This is a genomic window from Sphingobacterium sp. HJSM2_6 (assembly GCF_049316305.1).
In the GTDB taxonomy this organism is placed as follows: Bacteria; Bacteroidota; Bacteroidia; order Sphingobacteriales; family Sphingobacteriaceae; genus Sphingobacterium.
Window position 1 is genome coordinate 1 of record NZ_JBMOXB010000014.1, and the last position, 19,960, is coordinate 19,960.

Genomic DNA, 19,960 nt, shown 5'->3' on the forward strand with positions numbered 1-19,960 from the left:
TTAAATATGAAACAAGTTCATGGTAAACCAGGACATCCGCAAACGCAAGGTAAGATTGAACGCTATCATCGAACGATAAAAAATGTCGTTAAACTGGATAAATATTATTGTCCCGAAGAATTAGAAGCAGCTTTAGAAAAGTTCGTGAAAAAATACAACAACGAGCGTTACCACGAATCTTTAAACAATCTAACTCCGGCTGATGTCTATTATGGACGAGGTGACTTGATCTTGAAAAGACGAAAGGAAATAAAAACAAGAACTTTAAATGAAAGAAAAACTCAATATCTTAATCAAAAATTAATAGATTTATAAAACAAAACTCTCTCTAAGTGATTGTCCACTTTATTTTGAATACGTACAGCCCTAAAATACTGTTCAGATCCGTAAAGACAAGACTCTTCCGGTATTCAAAATGTTTCCTGCCAACTTGAAGAGTATAACACATATCCGAAAGATTTGGATCAGGATTATCTCTCAGAAATTTCTATAGTTTTCTCGCATACGACAACTTAAATGACTCAATAATAGGTGATTAAAAATCAAGTTCGAATCCCTCACTCTCCGCAAAACAAATCAAAAACCCTTTCATGCAAATGAGAGGGTTTTGTTGTTATTAGACCTTCTGATAGTTCTTCCAAACAGATCAGGCCAGCACTACAAAATAAACAACAAAAGTCACTTTACGCACAGCTACATGCAGCTAGCATCAAGACCATAAACCTTTCAATCAACTATAAAAATACGACGACTAAAAAGAACAACAGTTCGTCCAATTTCCCTTAAAAAGATGGCTAAAATCGATAAGTATACGCCATACACACTGTTTTTATTTAAATTAATTCTAAGGGTAAAAAGGCATTTAATTCCTAGAAATAAATATAAATTAGCCATTTTTATATAATTTTTAAAAGAAATAACACATTATTTAAGAATAATTAACAAAAGTCTTTGTGTAAACATGAATTTTTATTAAGTTGCTGCTATTACTTTTTGAAAAACTATAAGACTCCAAACTGAACCATGGATTTTTACTTAATAGTACTGGCTGTACTTGTATTGATCATTCTAGTTGTGTTTATACTTATCCTTAAATTTAAGGACAAGATTGCTATGATGTCTTCCGAAAATCGAAGACCTCCTGTAAGCTTTCTACCCAAAGTACCCGTTAAGAATGATAAGGTGGTATACATTGAAGGTCTTCCAGAAAAAGAGATCCAACATACCATACAAGAATTTTGCGATATATATAATCAACACAATTTCCAAGCCATTGTACGAATCAATACCATAAATGAAGAGTCTTTTACCATAACATTTCCATTTGATGTAGAGTTTCCTATTTTTTGCTACTTCATCAACTTTCTTACCTATCCTCAGCATATCGATGCAAAATTCAAACCTATAGGTTGGATGAGTTTAGATGAAAAACTCTTTTTGACTAAAGATATTATTTCCGAACAACCAGTAATGATATATGTAGACGAATACGATCAAGATTACGATCATGTCCATATGGTAACTGCGGAGCAAAGGGGTTTTATTTACGCATTGAATGAGCCTAAAGAAAATTTAATTGAAATCCAAAATCATGATCTATATTTAAGTCCCAGTTCTGTCATTCAACAAGTCTATCATCCTAAATTTATAGAAATACAATAAAAATCCTGCTTCTAATACAGGTTTTATTTATGTTAAGAGTTCATCAAGATTGAGTGCTGTTCATTCCCGATGAAAGCGTTAATTGCCTAAAATATAAATCAACAACATAAATATTGAGATTCATCAATACTTTACTCCTCAATTCTTTTTAAACTTACTTCCACTTCCCTATCCAAACTTGCTATTTATCATTTCCATGCGCCGCAGCAAGATTAGAGATGTTAAATAAATTAAATTATTATATTAAGAAATTAATTTTCTTTAACATCATTGTCGAAAAAAACGATATTTAAACCATTCACTCAATAAAGAACAAAGCCCTATGAAGTTCCTAGACAGGAAATTTATCCTCTATACCCCTTTAATAGTTATACTTATTAATGTATTTGTAGCCGTGTTTTTTGGTAGATTGTTTGGAAAATGGGTATTTATTCCCATTATTCTATTCGAATGGTTAGTATATGTACTCTTTATATCCTTGTTCAGTAGCAAAATCCAGCTTTTAAATTGGTTAAAACCCTCCAAAAGACAATTTGCGTGGCAAATACTAAGCATACTTATAGCCTTCATTCCCTTACCTATTTTCTTAAAATTCAATCATTTATTAAATCATTGGACCATATTTATACCATGGATTATATTAGCGCTGATCAACCCTTGGTTAGAAGAATTCTTTTGGAGAGGCATTTTACTGGAGGCGACAAAGAAATGGAGCACCCTGCAATCGGCCATGTATAGTTCTATCCTATTTTCTATCAACCATGCTGTTTTTGGCTTGCATTCAGAACTATTTAGAGGGCCTGAGGTATTTATTTCCACTTTTATTATGAGCGCCATTTGGACCATTACTTTTATGAAAACAAAAAGCTTACAATGGGTCATTGTCGCACATATGGTCGTTGATATTCTTAATTTATCCGTTCCAGCTTTCTTAGATTTATTCGAAGCAACTTTTTAAATAGCTCCATAAACAATTCATAAGAATTAAAATATAGCACTATTTCATTTGCTAAAATGTTTTTTCTCTACCAAAATCCTTTTATTATTAAATCTAATTAATTAACTTACTTCCTGTTTAGTTGATTTTACTTTATGGATAATTCCTTAAATCAATCACGAAACACCTTTGCAAGACAAGAATAAACTTAATTTTTTTGACCAGAAATAACCTATTTATTTCTTTAAATTCCTCATATACCTATGAAAAGGCGTCATTTTCTTAAATCCATGAACGTAGGATTAGCATCCTCCCTTCTGCTTAGCAAAGAATCAACTGCTTTAGATTTTATGGCTAATACATCCCATTTATCCAATCAAGCTGATTTAGCTTATCATACCATTGATAAGATCACTTACGGTTTTGTCAGGTTACAATACCCACGTCTCGTTGGAAAAAATGCACGATTAGATTTGCATGGCTATGGACCTAATGTAGAGATTTGCTGTATCCACAGCAAACAAGGGGCTATGGGTTGGTCTTCCCTTAGAGGCAACCGAAGAGATGCTGAACAACTAGCCAAAGAGCTAATTGGAAAAAAAGTATCTGACATATTTCAACCCCAATTAGGCACCCTACAAGATCGGCATATCCCTTTCGATATCGCCTTACATGATCTAGCGGGAGTCATTTTAAAAAAGCCCGTTTATGCTTTATTAGGATCAGAACAACCACAGATTACCGACTATTATAGCGGAATGATTTATTTTGATGATTTAGAACCTGCCAATAAGCCTATCGGAATTGACAAGATTCTCGAAGAATGCCGATACGATTACCAAGTCGGCTACCGACAGTTTAAATTGAAAATAGGTAGAGGAAATCGTTGGATGTCTTACAAAGAAGGACTTCAACGTGATATCGATGTCACCAAAAAGGTTGCTGAAGCATTTCCAGATTGCCAGGTTTTAGTAGACGGAAATAATGGGTTTGCCGTGGAAGAATTCATTAAGTATTTAAAAGGCATTGGTTCCATACCTTTATTTTGGATAGAAGAACCTTTTCACGAGAATATTCCCGAATACCAACGGTTAAGGTCCTACCTTCAAGAAATAGGTTCTAAAACCCTATTAGCCGATGGTGAAGCAGATCCTGACCCACAATTATTAAACAGTTTAATCGAGCATAAATTATTGGATGTTCATTTAACAGATATTGAAGGTTTAGGATTTACAAACTGGAGAAAATTAATGCCCGAATTGAAGAAGACGGGAACTTTGGCCTCTCCACATGCATGGGGAACGATCCTAAAATCCAACTATACCGCCCACTTAGCGGGAGGATTAGGCAATACAGTAACCATCGAAGGTGTAACAAGCACCTCCGACGATGTAGACCTTTCAGGATACCAAATTAAAGATGGTAAATTAATTCCAGCCAAAACAGCAGGATTTGGGATGGAATTGTTGAAAAAGATTTACTAAAAAAATAAAAGTATTATTCCTATATTTAAAGTAGAAGAAGGGCGCATTCATGGACTTTATAATAAATGAATATGCCTTTCTTCATTAAATGCCAGATAGAATATCAACCTAAATTGAATGGCTATGAAAATCATCATTACAGGAACGACAGGGATGATTGGAGAAGGAATATTATTATCCAGTTTAGATCATCCTGCAGTAAGTGAAGTATTATCAGTTAGTCGTAAACCTTCAGGAAAACAACATCCAAAATTAAAGGAATACCTTGTTGCAGATTTTCTAACCTTAACTTTAGACGACCCACAATTGCAGGGATACGATGCTTGTTTTTTTTGCGCAGGTATAAGTTCTCTAGGAATAGACGCTGCCCAATATAAACAAATTACCTACGACACGACCCTGCATTTCGCGAGGGCATTACAACCCAAAGAGCCGATGACTTTTATTTACGTTAGCGGAGGTGGTACTGATAGCTCTGAAAAAGGTAAATTGGCCTGGGCAAGAGTGAAAGGAAAAACAGAAAACGATTTAATGAAATTAGGCTTCAGACAAACTTTCGGATTTCGTATAGGTATGGTCCAAACATCACATCCTCAAATGCATGTATTATCTTATTATAAATATCTTAATTGGTTGATACCAATTCTAAAAATGCTTTCACCAAATATGATTAATACCATGGACGAAGTGGCAAAAGCGATGATTAAATTAGCACAAACCACCTACCCCAATACCATTATTCATGTAAAAGATATTCATCAACTCGCCAAATAAAACCATGATGAAATTGCTATTAATTAGTTTGTTTTCCTGTCTTTTTATGTGCACTCAGGCACAAGATAAATTGGACATCATAAAATCTCTTCAGGAATTAAAAAACAAATCCCACATCGATGGTGAAGATAGCACCATGTTAAAGCTATACCATGAACTTTACTTCAATTCATTACAGAAAGACGTATTTTCCTTGGATCCTGAACTGCTTAATAGAATCCAATCCTTGATAAAAGGCCCAAGGACTAAAAACGTTCACTTACTCGTGAGTCTGTTGAAATACCAAGATGCTATTCGGTTACGTGAAGAAGGGAAAATTAAATTTGATCAAGAAATGCAGCTAGCCATGATCAATTTTATGGATCAAGAATTCCTCGAGATCTATAATCAAACTCCGGCGTTAGTTTATATTTATAAAACCGAAACTTTAGAAATGAATGGACAATCTCCTGAACTGTTAGAAAATATAGAACAAGGATTAAAAGCATTTCCAGATTGCATACCCTTAAAATTATATTTATACAACAATTACAAAAACGAAGCGCTTAAAAAGGAACTCCTTCAAAATCATGCCTCACATTGGTTAGTAAAACTTAAATTAAGCCAAGCTAAATAAGGTCCTTCTACTTATTTATTAGGCTGCTTCCAAGCAATTTCCACACCTTGGTTTTGAATGAAAGCTTGAAAAGATTTAAGTAATTCTTGGTCCTCTCGAACCTGCTTTGCAGTAATTTGATTTTTTTTGATAAAATGAATTAATAAACCTACCGCTTCACCTATACTCCACTCTACAGGATGCAAGCGATAGCATCCATTGGTAATATGCGTAGTTCCAATATTTTTATTGGCAGGAAAGAGGTTCTCTGTTTTCTCAGGAATTAATGCGCCCAAAGGGATTTGAAAAGGTAAAGAAGGGAAATCCACATAATTTCTATGCATGCTTGGGTGCAAATCGATATGGTAATAGCCTATCCCCACACTATCTTCAAAAATCGCCGCATGATCCGCATCCTCGTTTGCTTTTGCAGTAAGCTTCCGCTGTTCCTTTCCTACATGCTCTTCTTTAATCGTAAATAAGGCTTTAATTCTTCTGGATTCTCGAATGTAAGGGTATTTAGCAAGACCATCTGCTGTTCCAACAGCCTCCTTATTTAAACGTAAACCTGGCCATCCTCTACCCCCATCTGGTCGTTCAACTTCCGTTTGTAACCAATACAGCAAGGAGAGGCTTAGTTGTTTAGCCGCATCGATATGTTTATGAAATTCCTTTTTAGGTACATCGATTAGATTACCGAGCATATAATCATTTTGCGGCCAATTAATGATAGTCGTATCTCCATTAAGAAATCCAGGTACAAAATTTCGCTTACTTAAAATCCTGCGATAATTCCATAAATTCAACACTTCTCCAGTTGGAATACCTTCTGGATGAAAGCCCAATGTTTTTGGAACCAATGTTTGTGGTAAAGAATACGTCAAACTTAACAATTTACCAGGCCATGGGGGTTGAATTTGAGGAATGTAATTTCTCCAAAAATCATATGATTTCGGTTTAGGGATTGTATGATTTTCTCCTGGATGATAGTCCACCGCAAACACCATCGTAAAAGATTGGTTATCTTTCGAGTTTCCAATCGCTGGTGCATGTAGCTCACCACTTTCTTCCTTAGACTCAGTTCCTGTTACATATGCCGTGTTGGTTAAAGGCAATACATCCCCTAATTCTGTAGCATCAACAAAGTAATTTGCTTTCAAAGCCACCATATGTTGGGTCGAAGTATGTCTCAAAAAAACCTCTTGCACTTGCTCTCCAACCTTTTTCGCATGAGTGACTTGATAATTCAACAATACACGAAGTTTATTATTCGCTATATAAGGCGCTAACATTCCTTCCAAAACAACTAAAGCAACTCGAGGTTCATGACATAACCTGGAAACGGCACCGTCACCTGGGTTTAAAAATTCCTTACTTTTTGCTTCTTCCGATAAGGGATAAAATCTGCGGTAATAATCGCGGATTTCGTTCCTGAATGTCCTATAGGATGCTGGAGCCCCATGCGTCTCAATCCAAGGATGTTCATCTGGAGGAACCGCTTGTTGCGTACATTGCCCACCAATCCAATCGGTTTCTTCTGTTAAAATAACAGACTCTCCATTTCGCAAAGCTGCCAATGCAGCTGCTACCCCCCCCAGACCAGCGCCTACAATAAGCACGTCCGATACTAAAGAGCTTGAGTTAACTATTAAAGATTTTTTATATTCAAAATCCTTTGCAGATAATACATTATTTCTTGTACTTAGGCCAAGTCCAGATATCAGTGTCAATCCTCCTAGAAATCCTCTTCTATTCATAAATAGGTTTATTTTTTTATAGCGATAAGCAAGATATGGTTTTCCGATTGGATCTACCTAAAAATAGGCTATAAAAGAAATATGTGAAAAGACCTAAGTTAACCTAAACCTCATTTACAATAAATTATACAACTATAATAAATCAAAAAATACGATATATTGTGTGGGACTGTACTTTGTTTTTTCTTTTACGAATTTTGCAAATTTACCATAGGAGGAAAAACCACAGATACTCGCCAAATAAGAAAGTTTTAAATTTCTACCTTCGGGAACGGTACGTAAATAATTATTTAAATATTCTAAACGAAGTTGATTTACATAATTCGGAAAATCAACCTTCATATGCTTATTTACGACATACGATAAGTATTTGGTGTTACAACCGATTTCTCGAGCTGCGGTGATGATTGAGCATGCAGGGTTTAAGAAATAATGGGATTTTTCCCAATCTTCCAGCGCTTTAAAAATCTTAAGCTCTGTTTCTAAACTCATGTAAGATTTTTTCTCAAGTATGGCATTCATGTTTTCCATAAGTAATAAGTTGGTTTTAGTGATAATAGGTGTGATTTTGGTTTTATTTTAATATTTCATCCTTAGAATGATTTATTTTATCTGTTTGTTTTCTTAAATAAGTAGCTTGAACTATTAACCTCAAAACTACTGGCTTTCCAACAATCATTGTTTCCAATATTAAAAATGAAACAGTTGATTTTTAGGAAATATGCCCTTCATCATTAGGTACGAAAAAGCTGATTGAAAAAATGATTTATGCCTGTTATTCGATTCAATGGATTTTAATTGATTCCCAAGATATAGGCTCCACGGATAATAATCCAAAATGAATACAGCATCATTCTTATCAACAACACAGGCCTTATCATAAAGACCTTTAACATCTTTAATTAAACAACATGTTAACAGTACGGATTCCGTCAATTGAGTAATCCTGATCAATAAATGCTGGATAAATTGCCTTATGTTTTCTCGTGAAAAATAGATAATCGAGGCCAATATGCGCATCATGACGTTTTTTAAACGATGATTAGCTCCTACAATAGTAGAACTATAGGGTTTAAACACTGATGTAAACCATAATTTATTCCGAAGATTTAGGACAAAAACAAATACACTTAAAATGATTAGAACTTCCATAAAATTCAACCAAAATGGGAATTCTAAAGAATAGATTTTCAATTCAAAAACGTAACGTTTTAGGTGTTCTGCAAGTTCCATAATGTGACATAAATTAAACTCAAGGGTAATTGCGCGGACGCTATATGAATTTAATTGGCCTGTTAATAATTAATAATTGTGCTTGTTTAAACAAATATACACTCAAAACGAATCATATTTGTCTCAATTTCAAACTTACTCGTCCAAAACACAAAATGAGACAAAAAATAACAGGCTAATATACTGTAATTAAACGAGTTAATAATACAAAGGGTAGTTCAAAAACTATACTTTCTATTTTCAAAAAATCAAAAAAATGAACTGGAAACAGCCATTTATAAGCAATAATTGGATTAATATTTAACTTTATAAGTAAGCTGAAGCTGTCGCAGAAAAGAAAAACATTAATTATGTGTTCAAACACTTAAATTGAATAGAAATTTATTTTTCTAAACTAAAAAAATGCATTTAGACGAATATAACGGTTTTTTGTTTACTAAATTTTAAATAATTTTTCCCTGAAAGTATTGCGAGAATTTAATTCAATTAATTGCTTAAAATCTAAGGATAAATCGTTCAAATTTTGAAGAGTTTTTCTTTGTAAAATCGCTTGATAAATTATACCCCAATTGGGTAATCCACCAAAATAACGATCATCAATAAATACATCAAAAGTGTGGTTAGTGTGTTAAACTAAGAATTTGGATCTCCTTAATTTATATTTAAGTCGTAATAAAAGTTTGTAACAGGTAAATAAAATATAATCTTAATCATTTACCAATATTCAAACCAACTAATAAGAAATAAATATTGCATACTACATTGAAAAACAATTAACTGTGTTTCAATATGGTATGCAACAACAGGCTCCGTATTGAATTAGTGACACCCAATCATTTACTTTTATATAAATGATTCAATAGGGCAAAACATAAAATAAAACTCATGATAAAGCCAAACCAGGAGAGTAATGGTATGCCCCACAATAAATAACCTACGCGTCCATGCGCTAAGATGCTTGCCCCTACTCCAAAGGTCATCGCTAAAATGGATAATAAAAACTTATTGCCCATCCGATGCAGAATCAATTGCAAATTATCAAAGTCTTGCATTCGATGGTTTAACGTTATTTTATCATTTTTGACTTTATCCAATAGTGTCAACAGATCATCAGGCACTTCTTCTAACACATCCTTAATCATCTTTGCTTTTTCCTTCAACTGTCCAAAGATGTAATCGGATGATAATTTTTGAGCAGCTATCTTCTGTGCAAATGGAGAAATGCTTTCAGGAATATTTAACTCCGCATCCAATTGCCGTCCAGTACCCTCTAATATCGATACTCCTCTGAGCAAAATGTAAACAAAGTCCGGTAATAGAATGTGATTGGTTTGCAAAACAATATTTAATTTTTGCAGCATAACTGAAATTTCAATGTCCTCTAAAGCATTCTGCTTAATCATTTCAAAAATTTCATAGGCATCCCTTTCTAACCTTCGCTCATCTTGAATATGATGAACAATAGCCAGTTTTTTAATGTTTTTTATTAAAGACCTTGCGTCATTAGCAAGAAAATCAATAACCATGGCTTCGATGATTTTACGATCTTCTGGAATCATAAAGCCCATGGCACCAAAGTCGATGAATACAATCTGCCCTCTTTTATTCACAAAAACATTCCCAGGATGCGGATCCGCATGAAAAAAACCATGCATGAGCACTTGCTCTAAAAATAAATCCAATACATTTTGTAAGATCGATTTGCGATGCAATCCATAATTTTCGAGCCCAGCAATATCATTTATTTTCACACCATCTATATATTCCATGCAAATTAACGTGTCCGTAGAATATTTACGATATACTTTGGGTATATACACATCCTTATTTCCTGAAAAATTACGCCGAAATCGTTCAATATTATTCAGTTCATTGGTAAAAGACAGTTCATTTAGGAGCGAACTTTCAAATGACAAGGCAATTTCATACAAATTCATCTTATTAATGACTTCGTATTTTTTACGTAATAAACGAACCAAGTCTTTTATAAAATCTAAATCTGCACGGATAATTTCATCAATGTTTTGTCTTTTTACCTTAAAAATAATGTCCTTCCCATCTTTCAATTCACCTTTATACACCTGTGCAATGGAAGCCGAAGCTAAAGGAACGGTTTCTATGGAAAGAAAATGATCATCCAAATCAATAGCCAGCTCTTTCTCCAAGCGCAATTTCAAATCTAATTCTTCGGTATTTACATTATCTTGAAGCTTCACCAATTCTTCTTGCAGATCTTTAGGAATAATATCTGGGCGATTACTTAATAATTGACCCAGTTTAATGAAGGTGGGCCCTAATTCCTCAATCGCTAAGCGTATGCGTACATTAAAATCTTCCTCAAATATCTTGCGCGTATGATTATTCCAATATAAAAAGCTATCGGGTAATATCCGATCTAAATTTGATCTGGATATTATTTCATCAAATCCATGCTTCGATAAAATTTTTAAAATTTGACCTACTCGTTTTATTTTTTGGAATCCTTGGATATACATCATAATCAATATGTTTTGATGAAATTTCTATTGCGATTTGGTATTAACTAGCAAATTTTTGTCCAAATTTTAACAATTAAAGTATATGTTATATAATGTAAATATTAATTCTTGAATTAGCTGCAAAATTTCGAAATGCGCTACAATTTCTAGGGAAGGCAACAATTCAAATGTTAAAATTAAAACAATTAAGTGCAATTCTTATTTTATTAACATAGATCAATAAATTTGATGTTAAAAGGTATTTAATTTGTATAAAATTAGATTATAATTAAATATTTAAAGTTCATGAAGCTAATTTTAATGCTAGTTTATGCTATTCTTTCCTCCTGGCAATTTGAATTTGCTTGAATGAATTGAATTGTGAAACTTATGCACAGCATTGGAGCCAAAAGTAGATACCAATGGTCCATCATGATTTATGCGGAAGTAGTCTTTTATAAACGATGCATTCGCACATAATATTGAAATCACACTAACAATCGTAATAAATGAGAAGGTTACCATTTCTAGGTACCTTCTCTCTTTTTATTTCCACCGCATTTAGAGGTAACCAAGTACATGGAAAATCTAAAAACACTATACATACTTTAAATTCATAATAAACTTATTAATAACACGATAGACAATATTATTCGAAGTATCACATTAAATAAACCGCTCAAGCAGTTTATCATTGACATAACGATTTTTTAGGTCCGTATTTTTTTTATTTCATCTATTTAATATCCAATTTCTAGTACGAAAAAGCGTATTAGATTCGAATATTGTTTGGATCTTCTTCGCAAAAATTCGTTCTTGATCCAAAGGAGATCCGAACAAGTTCCGAAGAATATGCCTACGATTAGAAAATTAGACTCCCATAAAATACAAAACGTTAATTTATTAGAAGTCAGGAAAATAAACTAAAATGAGGGTAAAAAATGGATTGAAAAGTCTTGTTAGGGGAAGGTTATCTTAAAATATTTCAGGTCTGCAACCAATTTGCCTGACCTGAAATACATCATAGATTCGATCTGAAGGATATACAACTTGCTCAGCATAGAGTTGTTTTCGTCTAAATATCCGAATTACTAATTTTATATTCACCGACCTTATTCGATGGTATTATCCGTTTCATAGGTCCACTGGGCTAATTTTTCTTGAAAAATACGAGAAATCTTATTAAAATAACGCTTGTGTTTGTATCCCATCACCCATTGCACGCCTTCTACGGCATTTGTACAAAAGATTTCATCAGCGACTTTTAAAATCTCTGGTTTGATTTCTGCTTCTACGACTGGGATTTCTTCCTGTTCAGCAATATCCATGATTACTCTTCTCATAACTCCAGCAATACAACCCTCCGTCAATGCTGGGGTATACAACACTTTATCGTAATAGATGAAAATATTGGATGCCAAGGCTTCACATAAGTTGCCAGATTGATTTAAAATAAGCACTTCATCAAAGGCGTTTTTTTTACGGAAAAGTCCCGCCATTACATAGATTAACGCATTATTGGATTTAATTTTTGAAAGTTCAGAATAGGCTTTTTTATATTCCGTATATACATCGATGATAAGGCCTGTTTTCTTATCCCTTAAGCTTTCAGGTTTGCGATCTACCTGCAGGATATAACTCGCTGTATTGCTTTCCGGTCCATAAAGCCCAGCTCCAGTTCTAAACACAATGAGTCGGACCCGAGCTTGTTGACCTAACATATTATTTTTCCGAACTAACTCTTCCACTTTCATACGGATAAAATAGGCATTAAAATGCTCTATATCTTCAAAATGAAGCATATTCATTCCATCCAACAACCTTTCCATGTGCAAGTTTAGAAAACGAATATCCCCGTCTTTCCAAAGCATCGTTTCAAACAATCCATCACCATATCGAAAGGCTCTACTGTCTGCATTAAGTATGGTCATATCTTCTGGAATGACCGATCCGTTAAAATTAATATAGTGTATAGGCATCATGTGTTGTAGCTAATTTAAGAAGTCTGTTCCGTCGTATAGGCTTTCCATTTCTCTAAACCTAAACGAAAATCTTCAGGAACTGGTACTTCAAAATGTAAAAATTCTTTAGTCTTCGGGTGTTTAAACCCTAAAGAGGTGGCGTGAAGGGCTTGGCGTGGTAACAAGGCAAAGCAATTTTCGACAAATTGTTTGTATTTGGCAAATTGCGTTCCTTTCAAAATTTTATGACCTCCATACGATTCATCATTAAAGAGTGGGTGGCCAATGGATTTCATATGCGCCCTAATTTGATGCGTTCGACCAGTTTCCAATTGACACTCAATTAAAGTAACATACCCAAAACGTTCCAATACGGTATAATGCGTTACCGACCATTTTCCCTTCTCGGGATCGTCATAGATGTCCATGATCCGACGGTCTTTGGCGTTGCGGCCTATATAGCCTGAAATCGTTCCAGCATCGGATAAATCTCCCCAGACCAAAGCGAGGTATTTGCGACTTATGCTGTGATCAAAAAATTGCTTTGCCAAATAAGTCATGGCCCATTCATTCTTTGCAATAACCAATAATCCGGAGGTATCTTTATCTATACGGTGCACCAAGCCAGGTCTACCCGTATTTCCTGGTAATATAGGCAATTGTTGAATATGAAATGTCAAGGCATTGACTAAGGTACCTGAATAATTATTAAAACCTGGATGAACCACCATTCCTGCTTGCTTATTGACTATTAATAAGTCATCATCTTCATAAATGATATCCAATGGAATATTTTCAGGATACACTTCCGTATCGCGTGGTGGATCTGGTAAGACGATCGTAATACGATCGAATGGTTTGACTTTATAACTGGCTTTAACTTCTTTTTCATTCACTTTAACAGAACCAGCATCAATCGCATTTTGGATACGATTTCTAGACGTATTTTCCACCCGATTCATTAAGAATTTATCTATTCTCAATAAGGCTTGGCCTTTATCGGCGACAATACGTAGGTGCTCGAATAATTCTTTTTCCTCCTGCTCAATTTCTAAGTGATCAACCATGCTACAAAAGTAGCATTTTTAGGTATTTATACGAGCTGCAATAAAAAGTTTCCCGAGTTTAATCCACAGCAAGGAAGGGTTTGATTGCTGCGGAATATAATCTTACCTTTACACATGCCTTATGAATTCCCAATCTATAGTCCAGAAGAAAGAATAACACATTCCGCTTTACGTAATCAAGGTGTCGAATTGTTTATCAAAAGGGATGATAAAATACATCCATTTATTTCCGGTAATAAATGGCGTAAACTAAAATATACGTTAGCAGATGCGCAATCCAAAGGATTTAAGCAATTAGTTACTTTTGGAGGTGCTTGGTCCAACCATCTCCTAGCGACAGCCGCTGCAGCTGCACAATTTGGTTTTCAAGCCCATGCATTTGTTCGCGGGGAATCGGTTGATAATCCAGTATTAGGGATGTGTCAATTGTTTGGCATGAGTCTTACTTTCGTAAACAGAACCGCCTATAAAGACAAAGTTCAATTGTTTAATGCTTATTACTCATCAGAGAATGCCTATTTTATAGACGAAGGAGGCAAGTCTGCTTTGGGCTTAGCTGGTTGTGCAGAACTAATTACAGAGTTGGAACAACGCTATGATTACATTGCCGTTGCTGCCGGTACAGGCACCACCACTGCTGGTATAAAGTTGGGTATCGAACAACAAATGCTACCTTGTATATTACAATCATTTCCAGTTTTGAAACTTGGTGATACTTTGCAATCGGAATTTGAACATTGGGGATTATCGTCCTCTCAATTTGAAATTCATGCGGATTATCATGGCAAGGGTTATGCAAAAGTCCATGAACCTTTAATCCAATTTATCCAAAATTTCACACAAGAAACCGGAATTATGATTGAACCAACCTATACTGGAAAACTATTTTATGGGGTCTTTGATTTGATTCAAAAAGGATATTATCCAGCAGGGTCCAAGATTTTACTCATACACACTGGAGGATTAACCGGCTTATTAGGTCATTTAAAACATTTTAAACAGAACAATAATCCCATAATCCCTGTTAATAAAGAGGATAAATAGTTTCATCAGCTGCAGTATATGAAAGCAAAATTAGCGTGCTAGAAAAACAAATATTTTGCAGTACTTTGCAGCGTTAACCTGAAGCTATTTTAGCATCTTACATGTATATAACTATGTCATTACGTCTTTTACCGTATTGTATTCTCCTGCTGAGCATAATTCTTAGCGTCAAATTAAGTGCTCAGGTGCAAGTTCAAGATTCTATTAGTACGAAAGCGCAAGTAGATAGTATCTACCCAACCGCGCCCCTATACGATATCGTCGATTTATTTAAAGATATTAATCCTTTTAAAAAGAAGAACGAACTGGATGTCAAACCTTCCAATAAGCGATCAGCAATCACTTATTTACCCAATTTAAATTATAATCCATCCATTGGTGGACAAATCGGAATTAAAGCGGTAGGTGGTATGGTATTAGGTAACCAGCCCAAAACAGCGATGTCAATCGCTGCGGCAGCATTAAGTGCTACTACACGAGGGATTTTGGTAGGCTATGTGATGCACGATGTTTATACTCCAGGGAATAAGTGGAATGTTAAAGGATCCGCTATGATTGCGAAAGCAGTAGGTTTAGATTATGGCTTGGGAATAGGTTCAGTTTTGGAAAATCCTAGCCAGGAGGAAGAAATTCTCAACAATCCGGAACGCAACAGGTTTGTAAATAAGTTCGTTACCTATTCCTTTAGCGAGCGGGTTTATAAACAATTATTGCCAGGAGCCTTTGTTGGGGTGGGTGTGTTTTTTGAAATGAAGCGTAAATTAGAAACGGTAGGCAGCGAGGAAGGAATGTCGCCTGTAGAAATTTACAGCCGTTGGAATAATTTTAATCCTAGCCGGGTAAATAACAATGGCTTAATGCTGAATATGCAATATATGACTCGAGATAATCCTAACAGCGCCTATAAAGGGTATTATGTCGATGTTGTATTGCGGATGAATCAGGCTTGGTTGGGCAGTGCCCATAATGCTTATCAATTACAAACCGATATTCGAAAATATTGGCAACTTTCCACTTTAAGACCCAATCATGTTATTGGATTTTGGAATTTTGCTTCCTACAACTTAGGAGGTGCGCTGCCCTATGTGGATTTACCAGGAACTGGCCGTGATCCTTATGCACGTAGTGGACGTGGATATACTATGGGCTACTTTAAAGGAAAATCATTTTTTTATACCGAGTTAGAATACCGTTTTCCCATATTAAGAAATCAATTTTTAAGTGCTGTGGTATTTGGGAATTTACAAACTGCAAACGATCAAATGGGAACCAAATTATTTAAAGTATGGCAACCCGCAGCAGGTACAGGCTTACGCATATTATTCAATAAAGCAACGCGTACCAACCTCTGTATTGATTATGCTTTTGGAAAATTTGGTCAACGTGGGCTATTCCTAGGGTTAAATGAAGCCTTTTAATTATATTTAGTGCTTTAGCAGATAACATGTTTAAAAAATCAAAACCTATTCTCCTTTTTTCAATCGCTACTCTTTGTTTCTCAACGAGCAGTTATGGACAAGGGCAAGCGCCCGATAGTAGTATCAATGAAATTGCCCCTGTAGAGGTCAAAGCCTATTTTCATAAACAGATGATGCTTCAATTGAGCCATTCAACCCAAGTAATTAGCCAACAAAGCATTAGTTCGCAAAACCCTTCTAGCCTTGTAAGTGCCTTAAACTCCAGTGCTGGATTGCGTATTGAAGAACGCTCTCCAGGCAGTTATCGCTTGGCTTTACGAGGAAGCATGTTGCGATCTCCTTTTGGTGTACGTAACAGCAAAATTTATATGGATGAAATTCCATTGACAGATGCCAGTGGGAACACCTACCTCAACTTACTGGATCCCATAGGGATCGAACAAGTATTGGTGATGAAAGGTCCTGATGGGTCTTTATTTGGGCCAAATTCTGGGGGTGTCCTTCAACTAACTCCGAATGGATTAGGCGAACGCCATTCAAGGAAAAGTTTTCATGTAGGTGGAGGGTCTTTTGGTTTATTTCAACAACAGTTGAGTTTCAGCCAGGAAGTTAATGATCGCTATCAATTCGCATTTGATCAAGCCTATTTGCGTTCCGATGGTTATCGTGAACAAACGGGAATGCAGAAAAAATATTTTCAGACTAGCCATCAATGGAATTACGCTAACAACAAACAGTTCAAACTGTTTGCAATCTATAGTGATTTAGGTTATGAAACCCCTGGAGGATTAAATGCTCAGCAAATGGAAGAAAATCCTCGCCAAGCAAGACCGGCTACAGCTACTCTTCCTGGAGCGATCCAACAACAAGCAGCCATCTATAATAAAACATTATTGGGTGGAATAACCCATGAAATTAACTTCAAAGATCATTGGAAGCATGTAATTGCCCTATTTGGTTCTACTACCGATTTTAAAAATCCATTCATTACCAATTATGAAGTTCGTGATGAAAAAAACATAGGCTATCGCACCTATTTATCCTATCAACAAGAAGATAATCCTAATTGGACTTATGAAATGCAGTTAGGTACGGAGGCCCAGCAAGGTCATTACCATATCCTTAACCATGAAAACAACTTGGGTATAAAAGGCACTTTAACAGACGATGATCAATTGGAAAATTTTCAGCACTTTTATTTCTATCGAATCAAAACGCAGATAGCCAATCGATTTTTAGCTGAGGGTTCTATTGGACTGAGTTATTATGACATGGAGTTTAATCGAAATATTCCTAATCAAGCTGCCGTAAGTGGACAAAAGAAATTAGACCCCAACTGGATGCCTCGACTGGGTCTATCCTACCTATTCAACCCGTTATTTGCTATCCGAGGAAGCATATCCAAGGGCTATTCCACCCCTACCATTGCGGAGGTTCGTTCATCAGATAATCAGATTAATGAGAACCTTCAACCGGAAGAAGGGACCAATTATGAGCTTGGCTTGCGCTTTGAATCTGTCAATCGGACGATTATTGCCGATATCAGTGCTTATTCTTACCAGATGAAGGATGGAATAATTCGCCAAGTGAATGAGCAAGGCAACGAATATTTTGTCAATGCGGGAGAAATAGATCAACAAGGGATTGAAGCAAGTTTATTTACGCATTTACTCGATCGTGAGCAGGCGAATTTCTTTAAAAACATGGTGTTTAGCAGTCACCTCACTTATCAAGATTACACGTTTAAATCCTATCAGTTAACGGATCAAAATTATAGTGGCAATCGGGTTACCTCTGTACCACAATGGATTTGGGTGAATAATTTAAATCTTCAATTGAATAAACAGTTCAATTTGACAATGATGCATAATTTTACTTCTAGAATCCCTTTAAATGATGCGAATTCAGTTTATTCCAACAAATACCATTTATTACAGGCTAAAGTTTCTTGGATAGTAGGTTTAAATGAACAGTTGAAATTGCAAGTATTCTTAGGAGGAGATAATCTTTTGAACGAAAAATACAGCCTAGGAAATGATATCAATGCTTTAGGAAATCGCTATTTCAATCCGTCTCCTACTCGAAATTATTATGCAGGAATTAAAATTATGTATTAACTATGCAGGTCATAATTTCAACTTATAGATTATAACTATCTTAATCAAAATCAATAAAAAAAATAAAAGATGCTGGATAGTTATTAACTCTATTCAAAGAGTCATTGCATCACTTCCAATCCTTATTTGGCTATAGGTTGTACAGCAATCTGTTTTTCATCTCCCTGCACATCGAGAATACTAATTTCCAACAGGTCTTTTGCAATTATAGACCCTACACGTAACCTCATTACATAATTTAATTAAGCTATCCTTACTTATTCCTTGCAGATTTTACTAGCAGCTTACAAGGCAGATTTTCAACCTAAAATTCCTAACGATTGAATTGTTAATTTATCTAGAGAAAGCGGAGTGTATTAAACTAAAGATCGTTGGTAAAAGAATTTTCAAGAATTGTGGTATAACTCAATGCGCAAATATCCTTTAAAATGCGGAAATAAAGCATATCAACTTCATCCATGAATTAACATAAGCACAAGAAATTCTATCTCACTAATTTCAATGATTGTTAGAAATTAATCAGCGTAAATTACTTTACTGGTATAAAGATCAGTCAAAAAAAAACGTTTAAAAAAATGGAATTAATTTAAACGAACCTATTAATAGTTAGAAATTTTATATTTTTCTGCCGTCCAGCCCCCTAATTCAGAAAGTTTTCTTCCTGCTTCTTTCAATAGTTTTGCAGGTTTAGCGTCTATTCGATCATCAAAGAGATCAATCTTACCCATTATCGTAATACCAGCATAGATCATATTAGAAAAATCTAAAATTGGCACAGATAAAGAAGTATAATCCGATAATAATTGTCCCCTAGAGGTACTTATTCCTTTTAGTTTTATTTGATCTAACATATCGTAAACCTCGGATAACGCGATAGGCTTTCCATTCAAGGTACCTTGTTTCTCAATTTCCTCCACAATAAAAGGTTCAATAAAAGATAAAGGAAGATGAGCTGCAAAATTTTTCCCCAAAGCAGAACTCAACAGTGGCAATACACTACCAATCCTTAAATCAAAGATTGTTTGAGAATATGGACCATCTACCCTATTGACTATCGTTGGGCCCCTATTCCCCCAAACACCTAAGAATACCGTTTGGCCAATTTCTTGAGCCAATTCTAGCATAATGGGTTGTGAGGACGTTAGAATATTTACTTGATCCAAATATCCTAATCCTAATTTCAAGCAGGTAGGACCTAGACTATAAAATCCAGTATTCACATTCTGTTCCACCATACCTAGCGTAATAAAACTCGTTAAATACGAGTGAATCTTACTAGGAGACAATCCGCTTTGCGCTGATATTGTCTTTAGTGGCAAGGGTGTAGCAGAATGTACTAAAACAGTTAGTATGGAGAATCCAACATCAATAGATTGAATTCCGTTCTTTTTTTTCTCCATGGAAGTTTAAGGAAATAACAAAAGGCGAATCTAA

General features: G+C 35.0%; 16 protein-coding genes. 9 read left to right on the forward strand and 7 right to left on the reverse strand.

The genetic code is table 11. From position 1 onward, the window contains the following. Positions 1 to 315 (forward strand): integrase core domain-containing protein (locus tag ACFRAE_RS12660; RefSeq protein WP_422797531.1); only part of this gene is annotated, 315 nt, incomplete at its 5' end. Positions 316 to 328: 13 nt separating this feature from the next. Here ACFRAE_RS12660 and ACFRAE_RS12665 read toward each other — a convergent pair. Then, complete coding sequence (locus ACFRAE_RS12665) at positions 329 to 481, reverse strand: hypothetical protein (RefSeq protein WP_422797647.1); 153 nt, start codon at positions 479 to 481, stop codon at positions 329 to 331. Positions 482 to 1,023: 542 nt separating this feature from the next. On the opposite strand from ACFRAE_RS12665, the gene ACFRAE_RS12670 reads away from it, so the two are divergent. The 5 genes from ACFRAE_RS12670 (at position 1,024) to ACFRAE_RS12690 (ending at position 5,473) form a co-directional block, all read left to right on the forward strand. Next, entirely contained in the window at positions 1,024 to 1,662 is a 639-nt protein-coding gene (locus ACFRAE_RS12670; protein ID WP_422797532.1) for a hypothetical protein, read from the forward strand. Positions 1,663 to 1,984: 322 nt separating this feature from the next. After that, positions 1,985 to 2,620 (forward strand): CPBP family intramembrane glutamic endopeptidase, encoded by a 636-nt coding sequence (locus ACFRAE_RS12675; RefSeq protein WP_422797533.1) that lies wholly within the window; start codon positions 1,985 to 1,987, stop codon positions 2,618 to 2,620. A 242-nt stretch (positions 2,621 to 2,862) separates the two neighbouring features. Continuing rightward, complete coding sequence (locus ACFRAE_RS12680) at positions 2,863 to 4,083, forward strand: enolase C-terminal domain-like protein (protein ID WP_422797534.1); 1,221 nt, start codon at positions 2,863 to 2,865, stop codon at positions 4,081 to 4,083. A gap of 123 nt (positions 4,084 to 4,206) precedes the next feature. Continuing rightward, complete coding sequence (locus ACFRAE_RS12685; protein ID WP_422797535.1) at positions 4,207 to 4,857, forward strand: epimerase; 651 nt, start codon at positions 4,207 to 4,209, stop codon at positions 4,855 to 4,857. Positions 4,858 to 4,861: 4 nt separating this feature from the next. Beyond that, positions 4,862 to 5,473 carry a hypothetical protein gene (locus ACFRAE_RS12690; protein ID WP_422797536.1) on the forward strand — a complete coding sequence of 204 codons (612 nt, stop codon included), beginning with the start codon at positions 4,862 to 4,864 and terminating at the stop codon, positions 5,471 to 5,473. A gap of 11 nt (positions 5,474 to 5,484) precedes the next feature. Here the strand turns inward: ACFRAE_RS12690 and ACFRAE_RS12695 are convergent, their stop codons facing one another. The 5 genes from ACFRAE_RS12695 to ACFRAE_RS12715 form a co-directional block, all read right to left on the reverse strand. Further along, positions 5,485 to 7,209: an FAD-dependent oxidoreductase gene (locus ACFRAE_RS12695; protein WP_422797537.1), complete on the reverse strand. Its 1,725-nt coding sequence runs from the start codon at positions 7,207 to 7,209 to the stop codon at positions 5,485 to 5,487. Positions 7,210 to 7,341: 132 nt separating this feature from the next. Beyond that, positions 7,342 to 7,731: a helix-turn-helix domain-containing protein gene (locus ACFRAE_RS12700; RefSeq protein WP_422797538.1), complete on the reverse strand. Its 390-nt coding sequence runs from the start codon at positions 7,729 to 7,731 to the stop codon at positions 7,342 to 7,344. A 1,544-nt stretch (positions 7,732 to 9,275) separates the two neighbouring features. Next, on the reverse strand, positions 9,276 to 10,940 hold the full coding sequence (locus ACFRAE_RS12705) for an ABC1 kinase family protein (RefSeq protein WP_422797539.1): 1,665 nt from the start codon (positions 10,938 to 10,940) through the stop codon (positions 9,276 to 9,278). 1,091 nt (positions 10,941 to 12,031) lie between these two features. Beyond that, positions 12,032 to 12,901, reverse strand: coding sequence for an aminotransferase class IV (locus ACFRAE_RS12710; protein ID WP_422797540.1), 870 nt, complete (start codon positions 12,899 to 12,901; stop codon positions 12,032 to 12,034). A 14-nt stretch (positions 12,902 to 12,915) separates the two neighbouring features. Then, a complete protein-coding gene (locus ACFRAE_RS12715) occupies positions 12,916 to 13,947 on the reverse strand; it encodes an RluA family pseudouridine synthase (protein WP_422797541.1) in 1,032 nt (343 codons plus the stop codon). A 114-nt stretch (positions 13,948 to 14,061) separates the two neighbouring features. On the opposite strand from ACFRAE_RS12715, the gene ACFRAE_RS12720 reads away from it, so the two are divergent. From ACFRAE_RS12720 to ACFRAE_RS12730, 3 genes are all read left to right on the forward strand, one after another. Continuing rightward, entirely contained in the window at positions 14,062 to 14,991 is a 930-nt protein-coding gene (locus tag ACFRAE_RS12720; RefSeq protein WP_422797542.1) for a 1-aminocyclopropane-1-carboxylate deaminase/D-cysteine desulfhydrase, read from the forward strand. A 113-nt stretch (positions 14,992 to 15,104) separates the two neighbouring features. Beyond that, on the forward strand, positions 15,105 to 16,409 hold the full coding sequence (locus ACFRAE_RS12725; protein WP_422797543.1) for a BamA/TamA family outer membrane protein: 1,305 nt from the start codon (positions 15,105 to 15,107) through the stop codon (positions 16,407 to 16,409). A gap of 26 nt (positions 16,410 to 16,435) precedes the next feature. Further along, positions 16,436 to 18,526: a TonB-dependent receptor gene (locus tag ACFRAE_RS12730; RefSeq protein ID WP_422797544.1), complete on the forward strand. Its 2,091-nt coding sequence runs from the start codon at positions 16,436 to 16,438 to the stop codon at positions 18,524 to 18,526. Positions 18,527 to 19,125: 599 nt separating this feature from the next. Here the strand turns inward: ACFRAE_RS12730 and ACFRAE_RS12735 are convergent. Next, on the reverse strand, positions 19,126 to 19,926 hold the full coding sequence (locus ACFRAE_RS12735; RefSeq protein ID WP_422797545.1) for an IclR family transcriptional regulator: 801 nt from the start codon (positions 19,924 to 19,926) through the stop codon (positions 19,126 to 19,128). Positions 19,927 to 19,960 lie beyond the last annotated feature (34 nt).